The following is a 14761-nucleotide window of genomic DNA, read 5'->3' as shown; positions in this document are numbered from 1 at the left end:
CGCGAGGGGGAGTCGCTCGGAAGGCGGGAGGGAGACGTCAGCGGTCGAGGCCGGCGAACCGCTCGATGTCGCTGTTCGTACCGGACACGATGATCAGGTCGTGGTTGGTCACGATGGTGTTCGCCTCGGCGTAGCGGAACGGCTTGCCCGGGCTCTTCACGCCCACGACGGTCACCTTGTACTTCGAGCGCACGCCGGACTCGTTTAGGCCGACGCCGCGGATGAACTTCGGCGGGTACATCTTGGCGAGCACGAAGTCGTCGTCGAAGCGGATGAAATCGAGCATGCGCCCGGAGACGAGGTGCGCGACGCGCTCGCCGGCCTCGCGCTCGGGGTAGATGACGTGGTTGGCGCCGACGCGCGCCAGGATCTTGCCGTGCGACTGCGAGACCGCCTTGGCCCAGATCTGCGGGACCTTGAGGTCGACGAGGTTCGCCGTGATGAGCACCGAAGCCTCGATGGAGGAGCCGACGGCCACGACGGCCACCTGGAAGTCCTGCGCACCGATCTGCCGCAGGGCGTCGATGTTCTTGGCGTCGGCCTGGACGGTGTGCGTGACGCGGTCGGACCACTTCTGCACGAGCTCGAGGTTGTCGTCGATCGCGAGCACCTCGCGGTCGAGGCGGTCGAGCTCACCGGCGCAGGCGGCACCGAACCGGCCGAGGCCGATGACGAGGACGGGAGCGTCGCCCCGGAGGACTTCAACCAACGATCGGCCTTTCCACGGGCAGTGAGTAGTACTGCGTTCGCGATGTCGCGGCGACCGCCGCGGCGAGAGTCACTGTACCAACGCGGCCCATGAAGATCGTCGCGGCCATGACGTAGGAGGCGGAATCCGGCAGCTCGCCGGTGAGGCCTGTCGAGAGACCGACGGTACCGAACGCGGAGATCACATCGAAGAGCACGTGACTGATGTCGGCCTTGGTGATCTGCGCGATCACGATGGTCGACAGCGCGACGATCGTCGCTCCCCACGCGACGACGCTGAGGGCGACGCGCTGCACGTCGCTGGGGATGCGGCGACCGAAGGCTTCGACGGACTGGCGTCCCTTGGCCTCGGACCAGACGGCGATGGCGAGGACGGCGAGGGTGGTCACCTTGATCCCGCCCGCGGTCGAGGCGGAGCCGCCGCCGACGAACATGAGCATGCTCGCCGCGAGCAGGGACGAGCCGTTCAGGTCGTCCATCTCGATCACGTTGAAGCCGCCGGAGCGTGTCATCGCCGACAGGAAGAAGGCTTGGAACGTGGTGTCGGTGGCATCCATCGAGCCGAAGGTCTTCGGGTTGTTGAACTCGAGGATCACGAAGACGGCAGCACCCAGGATGAAGAGCAGGACGGTGGTGACGATGGTGAGCTTGGAGTGCAGGGACCAGCGCTTCACATGCCAGACATGCTTGGCGAGGGTATAGATGACCGGGAAGCCGATGCTGCCGAGGAAGACGCCGACCATCAGGAGCGAGAGCACCAGGTAGTCGTCGGCGAAGACGGCGACGCCGCCGTCGTTCGGCGCGAATCCGGTGTTCGTGAACGCCATCGCCGCGAAGTAGGGCGCCTCCCAGAGCGCCGCGATCGGGTCGACCTTGGCCATCACGAGGGCGGGGTAGAGGAGGATCGCGAGCGACGCCTCGATGATCAGCGCCGAGACGGCGACCGTGGTGAGCAGCTGGCCGACCTCGCCGAGTCGCACGGTCTGGCTCTCGTTGACGACACCGCCGTGCGCGCGCATCGGGTTCGTGTCGCCTGCCGCCATCAGCTTGGCTCGCAGACCGAGACGCTTCGAGATCAGCATTCCCATGAGCGATGCGAGGGTCAGCACCCCCAGCGCGCCGATGTTCACGCCGAGGAAGATCAGCACGTGTCCGAAGGGCGACCAGTAGTTGGCCATGTCGACGGTGGCGAGTCCCGTCACGCAGATGGTGGAGACGGCGGTGAACAGCGCATCGCTGAGGGGGGTGACCCTGCCGGACGCGGAGGCGATGGGCAGGGAGAGCAGCACCGTGAAGACGAGGATCAGCAGAGCGAAGATCACGATCGCGAAGCGCGACGGCGATGACGTCACGAGGTGCTTGACCCAGCCGGCTGCGCTCTTCAGGCTCTCGCGCGGGGACGACGCCGAAACGATGCCCGACATCGCTGCCCCCTGTGTGTCGTCGCACGCCCTGCCTCGGGCGGCGGCACGGCGCCTGTCGCCGAGCCTTCGTCATGGTACTCCGTGCCGGGGACGACTACCCTGAACTCATGACGGACATCTTCGACGTGATCGCAGACGGTACGAGGCGAGACATCCTCCAGCTCCTGCTGCGGCGCACGACCGAAGGAGAGGCCGGCACCAGCGTCAGCCAGATCGTCGCCGATCTGGGTATCAGCCAGCCCACCGTGTCGAAGCACCTCAAGGTGCTCCGCGATGCCGAACTCGTCACCGTGCGCGAGGACGGACAGCGTCGCTTCTACAGCCTCGCGGTCGAGCCGCTCGAGGTCGTCGACGACTGGCTGGTGCCGTTCCTGGTGGATGCCTTCGGAGATGGTGCGCCCGACATCGCATACCCGGGTGCCTCGCTTCCCGACAGCGCCGCCCACGCGGCCGAGGTCGTCGGACGCGCGGCGGCATCCGCGAAGCATGTGGTCGCGTCGGCGCTCAAGCGCCTCGGCGCCTGACGTTCGGGCGATCCCCGCAACGACTCTCCCCTGACGACACGGGGGGCTTGCCGTCAGGGGAGAGGTGCGGGTCCCCACACCCGGGGGGCGGACTCGGCGGTGCCGCACGAGACCTGCGATGACTCTGCCAGTCGCGATTGAGCGAAGCCCGCAGAATGCCTATGCGCCGGCTGGGCGCCTCTCAGAGTCCCGCGATGCCTCACTGATCACACGGGTCACAGAGGTTTACACGTGTCCCAGCTACCACATAGAGTGTGCACATCGAGAAAGGGGTACGTGGGATGCCCGAGGTTCCTGACGTCCGATTCCTCACGGTTGCTGAGGTCGCCGAGCTGATGCGCGTGTCCAAGATGACCGTGTACCGGCTGGTTCATGCTGGGGAGCTGCCCGCCGTCCGTTTCGGCCGCAGCTATCGTGTTCCGGAGTCCGCTGTGGCCGATGCGCTGCAGCGACCCATCGCCGACGTCGGTTGACGTCGCAGGCTGTCCCATGCTCGGCCGCCCTCGGGCGGAAGGCGCGTGTGACAGCCCACGCCTTCGGGTTTGCTAGACTGACCCGAGGCATTTTCCGTGCCCGTACCCGGGTGTCCGATTTCGGAGACACCCAGCCACTGACTTAGTGAGGTTTCCGTGGGTTCTGTCATCAAGAAGCGCCGCAAGCGCATGGCGAAGAAGAAGCACCGCAAGCTGCTTCGCAAGACTCGCCACCAGCGTCGCAACAAGAAGTAAGCGACCAGACACGAGCGCCTGTCTTCGGACGGGCGCTTTGTGTCTCCGGCCCCATCTCCGTCCTGCCGAGAGGTTGTCATGAAGTCGATCACCGTCACCGAGCTCGCCGAGCGCACCGGTACCCCGCTCATCGATGTACGGGAAGTGGACGAGTTCGCCGCGGGACACGTCCCCGGCGCCGTCAACATCCCCATGTCGGAGATCGGCAACCGTCTCGAGGAGCTGCCGAGCGAGGCGTTCGACGTCATCTGCCAGGCCGGCGGTCGATCGGCGCGTGTGGTCGAGGCGCTCGAGTCGCGCGGCTACGACGCCACGAACGTCGAGGGCGGGACCGGCGAGTGGATCGCCCAGGGCCGCGCGGTCGAGGTGCCGTCGGCGTGACCACGCTGACTCTGATCGGCAAGCCCGACTGCCACCTGTGCGACGTCGCCTCCGACGTCATCGACGCCGTGGTCGCCGAACTGCCAGACGCCGCAGCCGAGCAGATCGAGATCGTCGAGGCGTCGATCCAGGACGACCCCGCACTCTACGACCTGTGGTGGGAGAAGATCCCCGTGGTCCTGATCGACGGCGAGCTGCATGCGCACTGGCGCGTGGCACCCGATCGACTGCGTGAGGCGCTCGAGGGCGCTCTCCGTGACGGGGCGGCGAAGACCGGAGTGAAGGAAGCGCTATGACGATCCGCCACGTCGTGACCTGGAAGCTCGCTTCCGAAGATGCTGCCGAGCGCGCGGCGCAGGCTGCGGAAGTCGCCCGCCGCCTCAACGCGCTCGACGGCGTCGTGCCGCAGCTGCTCACCATCTCGGCAGGGGCCAACGTCGCCTACCCGGAGGCGAACTGGGACGTCACGCTCGTCGCGGACTTCGCGTCGGTCGAAGCGATCGACGAGTATCAGGTGCATCCCGCGCACGCCGAGGTCGCCACGTACATCCGCTCGGTGGTCGCCTCCCGAGTCGCCGTCGACTTCGAGGTCTGAGACCGCGTCGCGCCGGCTCAGGGACTCGGTTTCCACGTGTGATCGGGGCCTACTCGCAACACAAACGTAATGTGCGCGGACGTGGATGTCATTGGTCACGCGACGAGCCGCATGTTTAGATGAACTCCTACCCGTCAGCGGGCCTCCGTGCCCTCGACTCACAGGAGCCGACATGCCTCGTCGCAACCTCATCGCCGGTCTCGCCCTCGTGGCGACGGCCACCCTCGCGCTCGCCGGCTGCGCCACCGGATCGTCCGACGCGGGCAGCAGTGACGCTCCCGCCGCCGACGACAAGTACGGCCTCGTCGAGGCCGGAACGCTCACCGTGTGCTCCGACGTCCCCTACCCGCCGTTCGAGGTCGAGGACCCCTCCAGCGAGACCGGCTACTCGGGCTTCGACATCGACCTGCTCAGTGCGATCGCCGAGAAGATCGACCTGAAGCTCTCCGTTCAGGACGTCGGGTTCGACGCGTTGCAGTCCGGCACCACCCTCGCGGCAGGCACGTGCGACATCGGCGCGTCGGCGATGACGATCACGGATGAGCGCAAGGCGAACATCGACTTCTCCGACCCGTACGTCGACTCGTTGCAGTCGCTGCTCGTGCGCGCCGACTCCGACATCAAGTCCATCGACGACCTCGACGGGAAGAACGTCGGCGTGCAGCAGGGCACCACCGGCGAGACCTACGCGGGCGAGAACGCACCGGGCGCGCAGCTCGTGCAGTACCCCTCGGATGGCGAGCTGTGGCCCGCCATGCAGGCGGGGCAGATCGACGCGATCCTGCAGGACCAGCCCGTCAACTACGTGCACGAGCAGGACGACCCCGACTACAAGATCGTCGAGACGTACCCGACCGACGAGTCGTACGGGTTCGCCTTCGCCAAGGGTGAGAAGGACGAGCTGCGCGATGCGGTCAACAAGGCGCTCAAGGAGCTCCAGGACGACGGCGGCTACCAGAAGATCTACGACGAGTACCTCGCGGCCAAGTGACCGGCGGGATCGGTAGAGCGGGAGGACCTCGACGATGGCGTTGAGGCGTACCACCAAGAGCAAGCTGTATCGCTACACGGTCTACGTGGTGCTGATCGCGATCGCCGTCTGGGCGATCGTGAGCACCGACTGGGCGAAGATCGGACCGCTGTTCTTCAATCCTGAAGTCGCGGCGAAGATGTTCCCCGGGATCATCACCACGGCCCTGGTCAACACGCTGTGGTTCACGGCCGTCGCTTTCGCCGGCGGGCTGGTCCTCGGTGTCGTGCTGGCACTGATGAAGCTGTCGACCATCGCCCCGTTCCGCTGGATCGCGACGGTCTGGATCGAGTTGTTCCGCGGTCTGCCGGCGATCCTCACGATCTTCGGCATCGCCTTCATCCTGCCGATCGCCCTGGGTGTGCCTGGGACGAAGCTCGGTGGGCCGGTCGTGCTCGGGCTCATCGGTCTCGTCCTGGTCGCCTCGGCCTACATGGCCGAGACGATCCGCGCGGGTATCCAGGCCGTTCCGAAGGGGCAGACCGAGGCGGCCCGCTCGCTCGGCATGTCGCCCATGAAGACGACGTTCTGGATCATCGTGCCGCAGGGGTTCCGGATCATCATCCCGCCCCTGACCAACGAGTTCGTGCTGCTGCTGAAGGATACGTCGCTGCTGTTCGTGGCGGGTTCCTTCATCTGGTCGAAGGAGCTCACCACGTTCGCCCGCGATGCGAGCACGCAGAACGCGAACGGAACGCCGTTGATCATGGCGGCGATCCTGTACCTGATCGTGACGATCCCGCTCACGCGCTTCAGCGCGTGGCTGGAGCGACGGATGTCGAGGCAGCGATGATCACCGACCTGATTGATGTCCACGCCCCCGCGATCGATGTGCAGGGGCTCGTGAAGTCGTTCGGCGACAACGAGGTGCTCAAGGGCATCGACCTCACCGTCACCAAGGGCGAGGTCGTGTGCGTGATCGGACCTTCGGGATCGGGGAAGTCGACGCTGCTGCGCTCGGTGAACCTGCTCGAGGAGCCGACCGGCGGCAAGGTGCTGATCGAGGGGATCGACATCACCGACCCCGACGTCGACATCGACCGCGTGCGCACCCGCATCGGAATGGTCTTCCAGAGCTTCAACCTCTTCCCGCACCTCAGCGTGCTCGGCAATCTCACGATCGCTCAGCAGCGCGTGAAGAAGCGGTCGAAGAAGGAAGCCGAGCTGATCGCCCATGCCATGCTCACGCGGGTCGGTCTGGCGGAGAAGGCCGACGCCTACCCCGGGCACCTCTCGGGAGGGCAGCAGCAGCGCGTGGCGATCGCCAGGGCGCTGTGCATGAACCCCGACATGATGCTGTTCGACGAGCCCACATCGGCACTCGATCCCGAACTGGTCGGCGAGGTGCTGCAGGTCATGCGCTCGCTGGCCGACGAGGGGATGACGATGCTCGTCGTCACGCACGAGATGGGCTTCGCCCGCGAGGTCGGATCCCGTCTCATCTTCATGGACGGCGGCTACATCGTCGAAGAGGGCGACCCGCGCGAGGTGCTCGGCAACCCGCAGCATCAGCGCACGAAGGACTTCCTCTCCCGCGTGCTCTGACACGAGATCCGGTTCGCCGAGACCCATCGCAATCGCCGAGACCCCCTGTTGCAGACGTCTGCAACAGGGGGTCTCGGCGTGAAACGTGGGTCTCGAGCTCAGTCGGCTTCGACGACCTCGGCGTCCGCGGCGTTGCGGCGCACGGAGTCGATGCCGTTCAGAGCGGCGGACTTCGACGAGTAGCCCTCGCTGATGGCGATGACCTCGCCGTTGCCGGCCTTCAGGCGGAACCGGTACTCGCCGGACTTGTCGGTGTACAGCTCGAACTTGCCTGCCATGAGGCGTCCTTTCTCTCTCGGATGGAGGGAACCCCGCCCCTCGGCCCTCACGCTAGCGCCCGGGGTATGTCAGGGGAAGAGCGGTGAGTCAGCCGCGCGGATGCACGGCCACGGGCTCCGGGGCGATCGCGATGCGCACCCGGTCGCCGAAGGCCGGATGAGTTCCTGGCGCATGCTGCACCCGGACGAGTTCGCCGGACTCGGTGCGCACGAGCGTGCGACGCATGCTGCCGAGGAAGGTGCTCTCCTCGACCAGGGCCTCGGCTGCGGCGTCGGCCTCCGACGCGAAGTAGACGTTCTCCGGCCGCAGGTACACGTCGACCGGACCGTCTGCCCGCGACTGCAGCGGAAGCCGCTGTCCCCACACCATGACGTGATCGCCCTCGGCCACCCCCGACACGACGCTGGACAGGCCGACGAACGCCGCCACCCCGGCCGTGGAGGGCATCGTGTACAGCTGCTCCGGTGAACCGATCTGCTCGATGCGGCCGGCGTTCATCACCGCGATCCGATCCGAGACGGCCAGAGCCTCTTCCTGATCGTGCGTGACGAACACGGTCGTGATCCCGAGCCTCAGCTGGATGCGGCGGATCTCGTCGCGCAGCTGCACGCGCACCTTCGCATCGAGCGCCGAGAGCGGTTCGTCGAGCAGCAGTACCTTGGGTTCGGTCACCAGCGCTCGTGCGAGTGCCACGCGCTGCTGCTGGCCGCCGGAGAGCTGGTGGGGGAACCGATCCGCGAAGTCGGCGAGGCCGACCAGGGCAAGGGCGTCGACCGCGCGCCGTGAGGCCTCAGCCTTGCCGACGCCGCGTCGCCGCAAGCCGAATGCCGTGTTCTCGGCCACCCGTAGGTGCGGGAAGAGCGAGTACGACTGGAAGACCATGCCGATGTCGCGCTTGTTCGTGGGCACTCGCGACACATCGCCGCCACCCAGCAGCACGGCGCCTTCGTCCGCGCCTTCGAGACCGGCGAGCACACGCAGCAACGTGGTCTTGCCGCACCCGGAGGGTCCGAGGAGCGAGACGAACTCGCCGGGGGCGATGTCGAGGTCGACCCCGTGGAGCACCCGGTTGCCCGCGTAGCTCTTGACGATGCCCCGCAGCTCGACACGGGTGCCTTCGCCCGCCTGGGCGAGCAGCAGATTGTCCTTGGTGCGCGGCAGCGCGTGGTTGACGGTCATGAGCGGGCCTTTCCGGTGCCGCGGGCGACGCGGCCGATGACGAGGAGCAGGAGGAAGACGAACACCAGCGCGAGCAGCGTGAAGATGGCCGGCGCGTAGGGGTCCTGTTTGTTCACCACGACCATGGCCGTCTGGAACACCTGGCGGTTCAGGAGCGAGGCGATCGTGAACTCTCCGAGCACCACGGCGATGGAGATGAGGGACGCGGCAAGCAGCCCCTGTCGGAGATTCGGGGCGAGCACCTTCAGCACCACGGTCGGCCAGCTCGCGCCGAGGGACCGCGCGGCTTCGGAGAGCGTCCGGAGATCGGCCGCATCGATCGATGCCTGGATGGAGCGGAATGCGAACGGCAGCACGGTGATCCCGTAGGCGAAGGCGAGAGTCCAGGTGCCCGTGCCGAGGGCCCGCCCGATCTGGAGGTAGATCGGTGCGAGGCCGACCACGAGCACGATGGCGGGGATCGAGATCGGCAGCAGCACCGCGAACTCGAAGGCAGGCTTGAGCTTCGGGAAGCGCAGGTTCACCAGGATCATGGTCGGGGCGAGCAGCAGCAGCACGATGGCGACAGTCACCACGGCGAGTACCAGCGAGTTGCCGAGACCGGTCCAGATCGGCTTGAGGGTGGCTGCGGCCGCCGGGTCGAACAACGCGATCCAGCGGGCGAAGGAGAGTCCGCCGGCGGGGTCGCGCAGTGTGAAGAGGAACGTCGACACCAGGGGCACCGCGAAGAACGCACCCACGAGGACGCCGATCACCCACCGGGTCGTGCGGGAGGGGCCGAGCCGGTTCACGACTGCCACCTCGCCGCGCGTCGCTGCACGAGGGAGTACAGGGCCATCACGACTCCGACGATCACGATCATGCCGAGCGCAAGCGCGCCGGCGAGATTCTCCCGACCGAGCACCGTCTCGCTCGTGAGCGCCGTGCGGATCTGCAGCGGCACGATCTGGGCACCCTGGCTGGCGAGAGCGGCGGCGGTGGCGTACGACGAGAACGCGTTCGCGAACAGCAGCAGCAGGCTGGCGAGGAACGAGGGCGCGAGCACGGGGATGCCGATGCGGAGCCAGAAGCTCGCGCGGGTACCGCCGAGAGTGAGGTTGGCTTCGGCCCACTGCGGCTTGAGGGCCGCGAGGGCCGGCATGAAGGTGATGACCATGAGGGGGATCTGGAAGTAGAAGTAGGGGAGTACGAGGCCGGGCAGCTCGTAGAGCCAGGTGCCGTTCTCGAAGATGTTCACGCCGAAGGTGTCCTTAAGGAACACGGTGACGACGCCCTGGATGCCGATGGTCGCGATGAAGGCGAAGGCGAGCATGACGCCGCCGAACTGCGCGAGCACACCCGCGGCGGCATCCACGGCCGAGCGGGTGCGGCCTTCGGGGTCCATGCCGAGGAGCGCGTAGCAGACGAGGGCGCCGACGAGCGCCCCGACCACGGCGGTGAGCAACGAGAGGCCGGCAGAGTTGGCGAAGGTGTCGAGCACGACCGGGTCGGCGAGGGCCGACATGTTGGTCCAGGTGAAGGAGCCGTCCTTGGTGAAGAAGCCGGAGCCGATGGCCAGGATCGTCGGCACCGCGAGGAAGAGCACGACATAGGCGGCGAAGGGGACGAGCCCGAGCCAGGCGAGGGACGGAGCGGACCGCCGGGCCCTCGCGTGCTGCGAGGACCCGGCGGGGGTGGTGGGGGCGGACGCCGCAGCATCCGCCCCCGTTGCGGTGAGGGTGGTCACTGGACCGCCGCGGCCCACTTCTCGCCGAGCAGCGTGCCGGCGTTCGTCGACTGCTCCTCGGTCGGGACGACGGTCTCCTCCGGAGCCTCGGGGAGCGCGGCGGCGAGGTCGGCGTCGATCGTGCCGGCGTCGGTCATGGCCTCCATCCGCACCGGACGGGCGCCGCCCTTCAGCCACAGGTTCTGCACCTCGTCGCTGTAGAGGAACTCCTGCCACAGGCGGGCAGCGGCCGGGTGCGGGGCGTCGGCGTTGATGGCCTGGTTGTAGTACCCGGCGTAACCGGTGCCGTCGAACACGACGACCTTCCAGTCCTTGTTGTCGGCCGTGTGCGAGGCGTTCAGATAGTCCCAGTCGAAGACGACCGGGGTCTCGCCGCTCGCGATGGTCGCGGTGGTCACGTCGACCTTGAGCAGGTTTCCGGCCTTCTGCAGCTCGGAGAAGAAGTCGATGCCCGGCTGGAAGTCGTCCAGCGTACCGTCGGACTGCACGGTCGCGAGGCCGACGGCGGCGAACGCGGCCCCCGCCTGCGTCGGGTCGCCGTTGATGGCGACGGCGCCCTTGTAGTCGGCGGAGAGCAGGTCGGAAAGCTCGGCGGGAGCGTCGAACTTCGACGAGTCGTAGCCGATCGACATGTACCCGCCGTAGTCGCCCACGAAGAGGCCGGTGGGCTCCTTCAGCTCGTCGGGGATGTCGTCCCACGTCTGCACCTTGTAGGGAGCGAACACATCGGTGTTCTGCAGGGCGACCGTGAGGCCGATGTCGAAGACGTCGGGTGCGGTGTCGAGACCCTCGTTCGTCTTGGCGGCCTGGATCTCCTCGGCGCTGGAGACGTCGGGAGACGCCTCGTTGATGGTGATCTCCGGATACTTCTCGGCGAAGAGGTCGAGGATCTCGCCGTAGTTCGCCCAGTCGCGGGGCAGCGCGATGACGTTGAGCGAGCCCTCGGCCTTGGCAGCAGCCTCGAGGTCGGCGAACGTGCCGAAGTCGGCGACCGAGGCCGCTGCGGCGGCATCGACGTCGGAGCTGCCGCCACCAGTGGCGTCCGCTGCTCCGGAGCAGGCGGTGAGCGCGAGTGCGGCGGTGGTGGCCAGGGCGATGCCCGCGCCGATGCGCGCGCGGCGGGTGAAGCGAGCCATGAGTGTCCTCTCGGTGTCCGGCGCTGTGAGCCGGTGTCGGGTTGCGAGAGGACACTATGAGGCGGAGGTTGCCGCCCGTCGCGGGTCAGGTGAACGGATGGTGGCTGGGTGCTGTCCGGTCGGGGCCGCCGGGGCTTCAGCTCTGGGAAACCGTGTACTTGAAGCCGCGATGCGAGCCGACGTAGCCGAGCCGCTCGTAGAAGCGGTGGGCATCGACGCGGGCGGCGTCGGAGGTGAGCTGCACCATCGATGCGTCGACGGCTGGGGCGGCGACCTCTCCGACCCAGCGCATCACGGCGGAACCGATGCCAGACGAGCGCAGACTGCTCTGCACCCGTACTGCCTCGACCAGCAGCCGCCGTGCACCGCGACGCGCCATCCCCGGGATCGAGGTGAGCTGCAACGTGCCGACCACCGCACCGTCGAGCTCGACCACGAGCAGGTCGTTCGACGGCTCGGCCAGGATCTCGCGGAGACCGCGCTCATAGGCCGGGCGGTCCTCGGCGGATGCCACATCGCCGCGTGCCGCACTGATCGGGTCGTCGGCGAGGAGGGCGATCACGGCATCCGTGTCGTCGACCGTCGCGCGGCGCAGGAGCGCGGTGCCGATGCGCGATTCGAAGGAGTGGGGCAGCGGGAGGGCTTCGAGCATGGCTCCAGTCTGTCAGCGGATGAGTCTGTCGGCGGATGCGAGGGCGGCGTCGACTCTCTGGAATCATGGCGAGGTGGATATCGGCGCCGTGCTCGGACTCGAGCAGCTCACCTGGGGGATGCTGCTGCTCGTGGTGATCGCCGCGTTCTGCGCCGGCTGGATCGATGCGGTCGTGGGCGGGGGAGGGCTGCTGCAGCTGCCGGCGCTGCTCCTGATCCCCGGCATCTCCCCGGTGCAGGCGCTCGCGACGAACAAGCTCGCCTCGGTCTTCGGCACGGCCACCAGCAGTGCGACCTATTACCGACGAGCCAAACCGGACCTGCGCACCGCCTTGCCGATGGCGATCATCGCGTTGATCGGCTCCTTCGGAGGGGCGGCTGTCGCCACCGTGCTGCCCCCTGCCGCGTTCAAACCCATCATCGTGATCGCTCTGCTCGCTGTGGCCCTGTTCACGGCGTTCCGGCCGCAGATGGGCGCGGCGACCCAGCTGCGCTTCCATGGGCACAAGCACCACATCATGGCGGGCGCAGCGGGACTCGGGATCGGCTTCTACGACGGGATGATCGGTCCTGGCACCGGTACCTTCCTCGTGATCACGCTGGTCGCGCTGCTCGGCTACGACTTCCTGCAGGCGAGCGCCAAAGCCAAGATCGTCAACCTCGCGACGAATGCGGGTGCGTTGATGCTGTTCATCCCGCACGGCGCCGTGCTGTGGCTGCTCGGGGGCATCCTCGCGGTCGCGAACGTCGCGGGAAGCTACCTCGGATCACGCATGGCGATCTCGCGCGGGACCACGTTCATCCGCGTCGTGTTCCTCGTGGTCGTGATCGCGCTGATCGGCAAGCTCGGAGTCGATGTGTGGAACGAGAACATCGTCCCGGCCTTCGCATCGATCGCAGGCTGAACGAAGCGACGCCGCCGCAGGCAGAAACGCCGGATCAGGCAGGTTCCTCGCAGAACCGCCTGATCCGGCGTGTGTGCCTGTGCTCGCGCGAGGCGGCTGGACTCAGTCTTCGTCCTCGGGCTCGAAGTCGACGCCGGCCTCGGCGCGCTGCGCATCGGTGATCGGAGCGGGAGCGGAGGTCAGCGGGTCGAAGCCGTTGCCCGACTTCGGGAACGCGATGACCTCGCGGATCGACTCGGTCTTGGTCAGGTGCTGCAGCACGCGGTCCATCCCGAGTGCGATCCCACCGTGGGGCGGAGCGCCGAACTTGAACGCGTCGAGCAGGAAGCCGAACTGCTCGTCGGCCTGCTCGTCGCTGATGCCCATGACCTCGAACACGCGCTTCTGGATGTCTTCGCGGTGGATGCGGATCGAACCGCCGCCGAGCTCGGAGCCGTTGCACACGATGTCGTACGCGTACGCGAGGGCCGATCCGGGGTCGGTGTCGAACGTGTCCTCGAACTCGGGCTTGGGACCCGTGAATGCGTGGTGCACGGCCGTCCAGGCACCGGCGCCCACTGCCACGTCACCGGAGGCCACCGCGTCGGCGGCCGGCTCGAACATGGGAGCGTCGACGACCCACGTGAAGGCGAACTCGTCGGGGTTCAGATAGCCCAGGCGGCGACCGATCTCGACGCGCGCTGCACCGAGCAGTGCCCGGCTCTGCTTGGTGTCACCGGCGGCGAAGAACACGCAGTCGCCCGGCTCTGCACCGACGAGCTCTGCGAGTCCGGCCTGCTCGGCCTCCGACAGGTTCTTGGCTGCGGGGCCGCCCAGCGTGCCGTCCTCGTTGAACAGGACGTAGGCGAGGCCACGTGCACCGCGCTGCTTGGCCCAGTCCTGCCAGGCGTCGAGCTGCTTGCGCGGCTGACTCGCGCCGCCGGGCATGCGCACAGCGCCGACGTACTCGGCCTGGAAGACGCGGAACGGGGTGTCCTTGAAGTACTCCGTCGCCTCGACGAGCTCGAGGCCGAAGCGCAGGTCGGGCTTGTCGGAGCCGTACTTGGCCATCGCCTCGGCATAGGTCATGCGCGGCAGCGGGGTCTGCACCTCGACGCCGATGGTCGCCCACATCGCCACGATGAGCGACTCCATGAGGGCGATCACGTCCTCCTGGTCGACGAAGCTCATCTCGATGTCGAGCTGCGTGAACTCCGGCTGGCGGTCGGCGCGGAAGTCCTCGTCGCGGTAGCAGCGGGCGATCTGGAAGTACTTCTCGACGCCGCCCACCATGAGCAGCTGCTTGAACAGCTGAGGGGACTGGGGCAGTGCGTACCAGCTGCCGGGGCTCAGGCGCGCGGGAACCAGGAAGTCACGGGCGCCCTCCGGCGTGGAGCGGGTGAGGGTGGGCGTCTCGACTTCGGTGAAGTCGTCGGCGTGCAGCACGTCGCGGATCGCCTTGTAGACGTTCGAGCGCAGGCGCAGGGCGGCGGCCGGGGCCGGGCGGCGCAGGTCGAGGTAGCGGTACTTCAGGCGTGCTTCCTCGCCAACGGTCTCGGTGTCGGCGAGAGCCGTGGAGACCTGGAAGGGGAGCGGAGCGGACTCGTTCAGCACCTCGACGTCGGTCGCGATGAGCTCGATCTCGCCGGTCGGCAGGTTCGGGTTCGCGTTGCCCTCGGGGCGCTGCGAGACTTCGCCGGTCACCTTCAGGACGAACTCGTTGCGAAGCGGGTGCGCGATCTCCTCGTCGCGGATGACGACCTGGGCGATGCCGGAGGCGTCCCGCAGATCGATGAAAGCGACTCCTCCGTGGTCACGACGGCGATCGACCCAACCCGAGAGGGTGACGGTCTGACCGATGTGCTCGGCTCGCAGAGAGCCTGCCGAGTGGGTGCGAAGCACGGAGTATTCCTTCTGATCTGGGAAATGGGGAACCCGCCCATTCTACGGGGGCGGTTGGCCGGTCATCGG

At 67.5% G+C, this 14761-nt stretch carries 19 protein-coding genes; 10 read left to right on the top strand and 9 right to left on the bottom strand.

Annotated features, from left to right (window positions below; all coding sequences use genetic code 11):
• Nucleotides 1-37: 37 nt before the first annotated feature.
• Together MOX01_RS15465 and MOX01_RS15460 are read right to left on the bottom strand one after the other, a co-directional pair.
• Nucleotides 38-709, bottom strand: a complete 672-nt coding sequence (locus MOX01_RS15465; RefSeq protein WP_021198064.1) for a potassium channel family protein — start codon at nt 707-709, stop codon at nt 38-40.
• Nucleotides 702-2132, bottom strand: a complete 1431-nt coding sequence (locus MOX01_RS15460; protein ID WP_046747301.1) for a TrkH family potassium uptake protein — start codon at nt 2130-2132, stop codon at nt 702-704. Before MOX01_RS15460 ends, MOX01_RS15465 begins: the two co-directional genes overlap by 8 nt.
• Nucleotides 2133-2239: 107 nt before the next feature.
• Here MOX01_RS15460 and MOX01_RS15455 point away from each other — a divergent pair, with 107 nt between their 5' ends.
• The 9 genes from MOX01_RS15455 to MOX01_RS15415 all read left to right on the top strand — a co-directional run bounded on the left by MOX01_RS15455 (nt 2240) and on the right by MOX01_RS15415 (nt 6935).
• A complete protein-coding gene (locus MOX01_RS15455) occupies nt 2240-2656 on the top strand; it encodes an ArsR/SmtB family transcription factor (protein WP_061015566.1) in 417 nt (138 codons plus the stop codon).
• A 281-nt stretch (nt 2657-2937) separates the two neighbouring features.
• Complete coding sequence (locus tag MOX01_RS15450) at nt 2938-3129, top strand: helix-turn-helix domain-containing protein (RefSeq protein ID WP_017204627.1); 192 nt, start codon at nt 2938-2940, stop codon at nt 3127-3129.
• Nucleotides 3130-3285: 156 nt separating this feature from the next.
• Nucleotides 3286-3384, top strand: a complete 99-nt coding sequence (locus MOX01_RS15445) for a 30S ribosomal protein bS22 (protein ID WP_003792170.1) — start codon at nt 3286-3288, stop codon at nt 3382-3384.
• A gap of 78 nt (nt 3385-3462) precedes the next feature.
• Entirely contained in the window at nt 3463-3765 is a 303-nt protein-coding gene (locus MOX01_RS15440; RefSeq protein WP_058630462.1) for a rhodanese-like domain-containing protein, read from the top strand.
• Nucleotides 3762-4061: a glutaredoxin family protein gene (locus MOX01_RS15435; protein WP_141370413.1), complete on the top strand. Its 300-nt coding sequence runs from the start codon at nt 3762-3764 to the stop codon at nt 4059-4061. The genes MOX01_RS15440 and MOX01_RS15435 overlap by 4 nt, the downstream gene beginning before the upstream one ends.
• Nucleotides 4058-4360, top strand: coding sequence for a Dabb family protein (locus MOX01_RS15430; RefSeq protein ID WP_046747304.1), 303 nt, complete (start codon nt 4058-4060; stop codon nt 4358-4360). The genes MOX01_RS15435 and MOX01_RS15430 overlap by 4 nt, the downstream gene beginning before the upstream one ends.
• A gap of 172 nt (nt 4361-4532) precedes the next feature.
• Nucleotides 4533-5351: a basic amino acid ABC transporter substrate-binding protein gene (locus MOX01_RS15425; protein ID WP_046747305.1), complete on the top strand. Its 819-nt coding sequence runs from the start codon at nt 4533-4535 to the stop codon at nt 5349-5351.
• A 34-nt stretch (nt 5352-5385) separates the two neighbouring features.
• Nucleotides 5386-6183, top strand: coding sequence for an amino acid ABC transporter permease (locus MOX01_RS15420; protein ID WP_046747306.1), 798 nt, complete (start codon nt 5386-5388; stop codon nt 6181-6183).
• On the top strand, nt 6180-6935 hold the full coding sequence (locus MOX01_RS15415) for an amino acid ABC transporter ATP-binding protein (protein ID WP_046747307.1): 756 nt from the start codon (nt 6180-6182) through the stop codon (nt 6933-6935). Before MOX01_RS15420 ends, MOX01_RS15415 begins: the two co-directional genes overlap by 4 nt.
• A gap of 98 nt (nt 6936-7033) precedes the next feature.
• Here the strand turns inward: MOX01_RS15415 and MOX01_RS15410 are convergent, their stop codons facing one another.
• The 6 genes from MOX01_RS15410 to MOX01_RS15385 all read right to left on the bottom strand — a co-directional run bounded on the left by MOX01_RS15410 (nt 7034) and on the right by MOX01_RS15385 (nt 11907).
• Entirely contained in the window at nt 7034-7213 is a 180-nt protein-coding gene (locus MOX01_RS15410; protein WP_021198051.1) for a YegP family protein, read from the bottom strand.
• An 88-nt stretch (nt 7214-7301) separates the two neighbouring features.
• The gene (locus MOX01_RS15405; RefSeq protein WP_141370412.1) at nt 7302-8393 is read right to left on the bottom strand and encodes an ABC transporter ATP-binding protein; all 1092 of its coding nucleotides are present in this window, start codon (nt 8391-8393) and stop codon (nt 7302-7304) included.
• A complete protein-coding gene (locus MOX01_RS15400; protein WP_046747309.1) occupies nt 8390-9184 on the bottom strand; it encodes an ABC transporter permease in 795 nt (264 codons plus the stop codon). The genes MOX01_RS15405 and MOX01_RS15400 overlap by 4 nt, the downstream gene beginning before the upstream one ends.
• Nucleotides 9181-10119 (bottom strand): ABC transporter permease, encoded by a 939-nt coding sequence (locus tag MOX01_RS15395; protein ID WP_230977955.1) that lies wholly within the window; start codon nt 10117-10119, stop codon nt 9181-9183. Before MOX01_RS15395 ends, MOX01_RS15400 begins: the two co-directional genes overlap by 4 nt.
• Nucleotides 10116-11255: an ABC transporter substrate-binding protein gene (locus tag MOX01_RS15390; RefSeq protein ID WP_058630465.1), complete on the bottom strand. Its 1140-nt coding sequence runs from the start codon at nt 11253-11255 to the stop codon at nt 10116-10118. The genes MOX01_RS15395 and MOX01_RS15390 overlap by 4 nt, the downstream gene beginning before the upstream one ends.
• Nucleotides 11256-11391: 136 nt before the next feature.
• Complete coding sequence (locus tag MOX01_RS15385) at nt 11392-11907, bottom strand: GNAT family N-acetyltransferase (protein WP_113680626.1); 516 nt, start codon at nt 11905-11907, stop codon at nt 11392-11394.
• Between the two features lie 118 nt (nt 11908-12025).
• On the opposite strand from MOX01_RS15385, the gene MOX01_RS15380 reads away from it, so the two are divergent.
• On the top strand, nt 12026-12811 hold the full coding sequence (locus MOX01_RS15380) for a sulfite exporter TauE/SafE family protein (protein WP_058630502.1): 786 nt from the start codon (nt 12026-12028) through the stop codon (nt 12809-12811).
• Between the two features lie 102 nt (nt 12812-12913).
• Here the strand turns inward: MOX01_RS15380 and aspS are convergent, their stop codons facing one another.
• Complete coding sequence (gene aspS, locus MOX01_RS15375; protein WP_058630467.1) at nt 12914-14692, bottom strand: aspartate--tRNA ligase; 1779 nt, start codon at nt 14690-14692, stop codon at nt 12914-12916.
• Between the last annotated feature and the right edge of the window lie 69 nt (nt 14693-14761).

Source organism: Microbacterium oxydans, assembly GCF_006540085.1.
Lineage (GTDB): Bacteria > Actinomycetota > Actinomycetes > Actinomycetales > Microbacteriaceae > Microbacterium > Microbacterium oxydans.
The sequence above is the reverse complement of the archived record's forward strand: the minus strand, read 5'-3'. Positions and strand labels throughout refer to the sequence as shown.

Bases quoted from the DNA above. Each gene is read 5' to 3' on its own strand.
- MOX01_RS15460 (WP_046747301.1), bottom strand. From the start codon at position 2,132: ATGTCGGGCATCGTTTCGGCGTCGTCCCCGCGCGAGAGCCTGAAGAGC.
- MOX01_RS15455 (WP_061015566.1), top strand. From the start codon at position 2,240: ATGACGGACATCTTCGACGTGATCGCAGACGGTACGAGGCGAGACATC.
- MOX01_RS15450 (WP_017204627.1), top strand. From the start codon at position 2,938: ATGCCCGAGGTTCCTGACGTCCGATTCCTCACGGTTGCTGAGGTCGCC.
- MOX01_RS15440 (WP_058630462.1), top strand. From the start codon at position 3,463: ATGAAGTCGATCACCGTCACCGAGCTCGCCGAGCGCACCGGTACCCCG.
- MOX01_RS15430 (WP_046747304.1), top strand. From the start codon at position 4,058: ATGACGATCCGCCACGTCGTGACCTGGAAGCTCGCTTCCGAAGATGCT.
- MOX01_RS15425 (WP_046747305.1), top strand. From the start codon at position 4,533: ATGCCTCGTCGCAACCTCATCGCCGGTCTCGCCCTCGTGGCGACGGCC.
- MOX01_RS15420 (WP_046747306.1), top strand. From the start codon at position 5,386: ATGGCGTTGAGGCGTACCACCAAGAGCAAGCTGTATCGCTACACGGTC.
- MOX01_RS15415 (WP_046747307.1), top strand. From the start codon at position 6,180: ATGATCACCGACCTGATTGATGTCCACGCCCCCGCGATCGATGTGCAG.
- MOX01_RS15410 (WP_021198051.1), bottom strand. From the start codon at position 7,213: ATGGCAGGCAAGTTCGAGCTGTACACCGACAAGTCCGGCGAGTACCGG.
- MOX01_RS15405 (WP_141370412.1), bottom strand. From the start codon at position 8,393: ATGACCGTCAACCACGCGCTGCCGCGCACCAAGGACAATCTGCTGCTC.
- MOX01_RS15390 (WP_058630465.1), bottom strand. From the start codon at position 11,255: ATGGCTCGCTTCACCCGCCGCGCGCGCATCGGCGCGGGCATCGCCCTG.
- MOX01_RS15385 (WP_113680626.1), bottom strand. From the start codon at position 11,907: ATGCTCGAAGCCCTCCCGCTGCCCCACTCCTTCGAATCGCGCATCGGC.
- MOX01_RS15380 (WP_058630502.1), top strand. From the start codon at position 12,026: ATGCTGCTGCTCGTGGTGATCGCCGCGTTCTGCGCCGGCTGGATCGAT.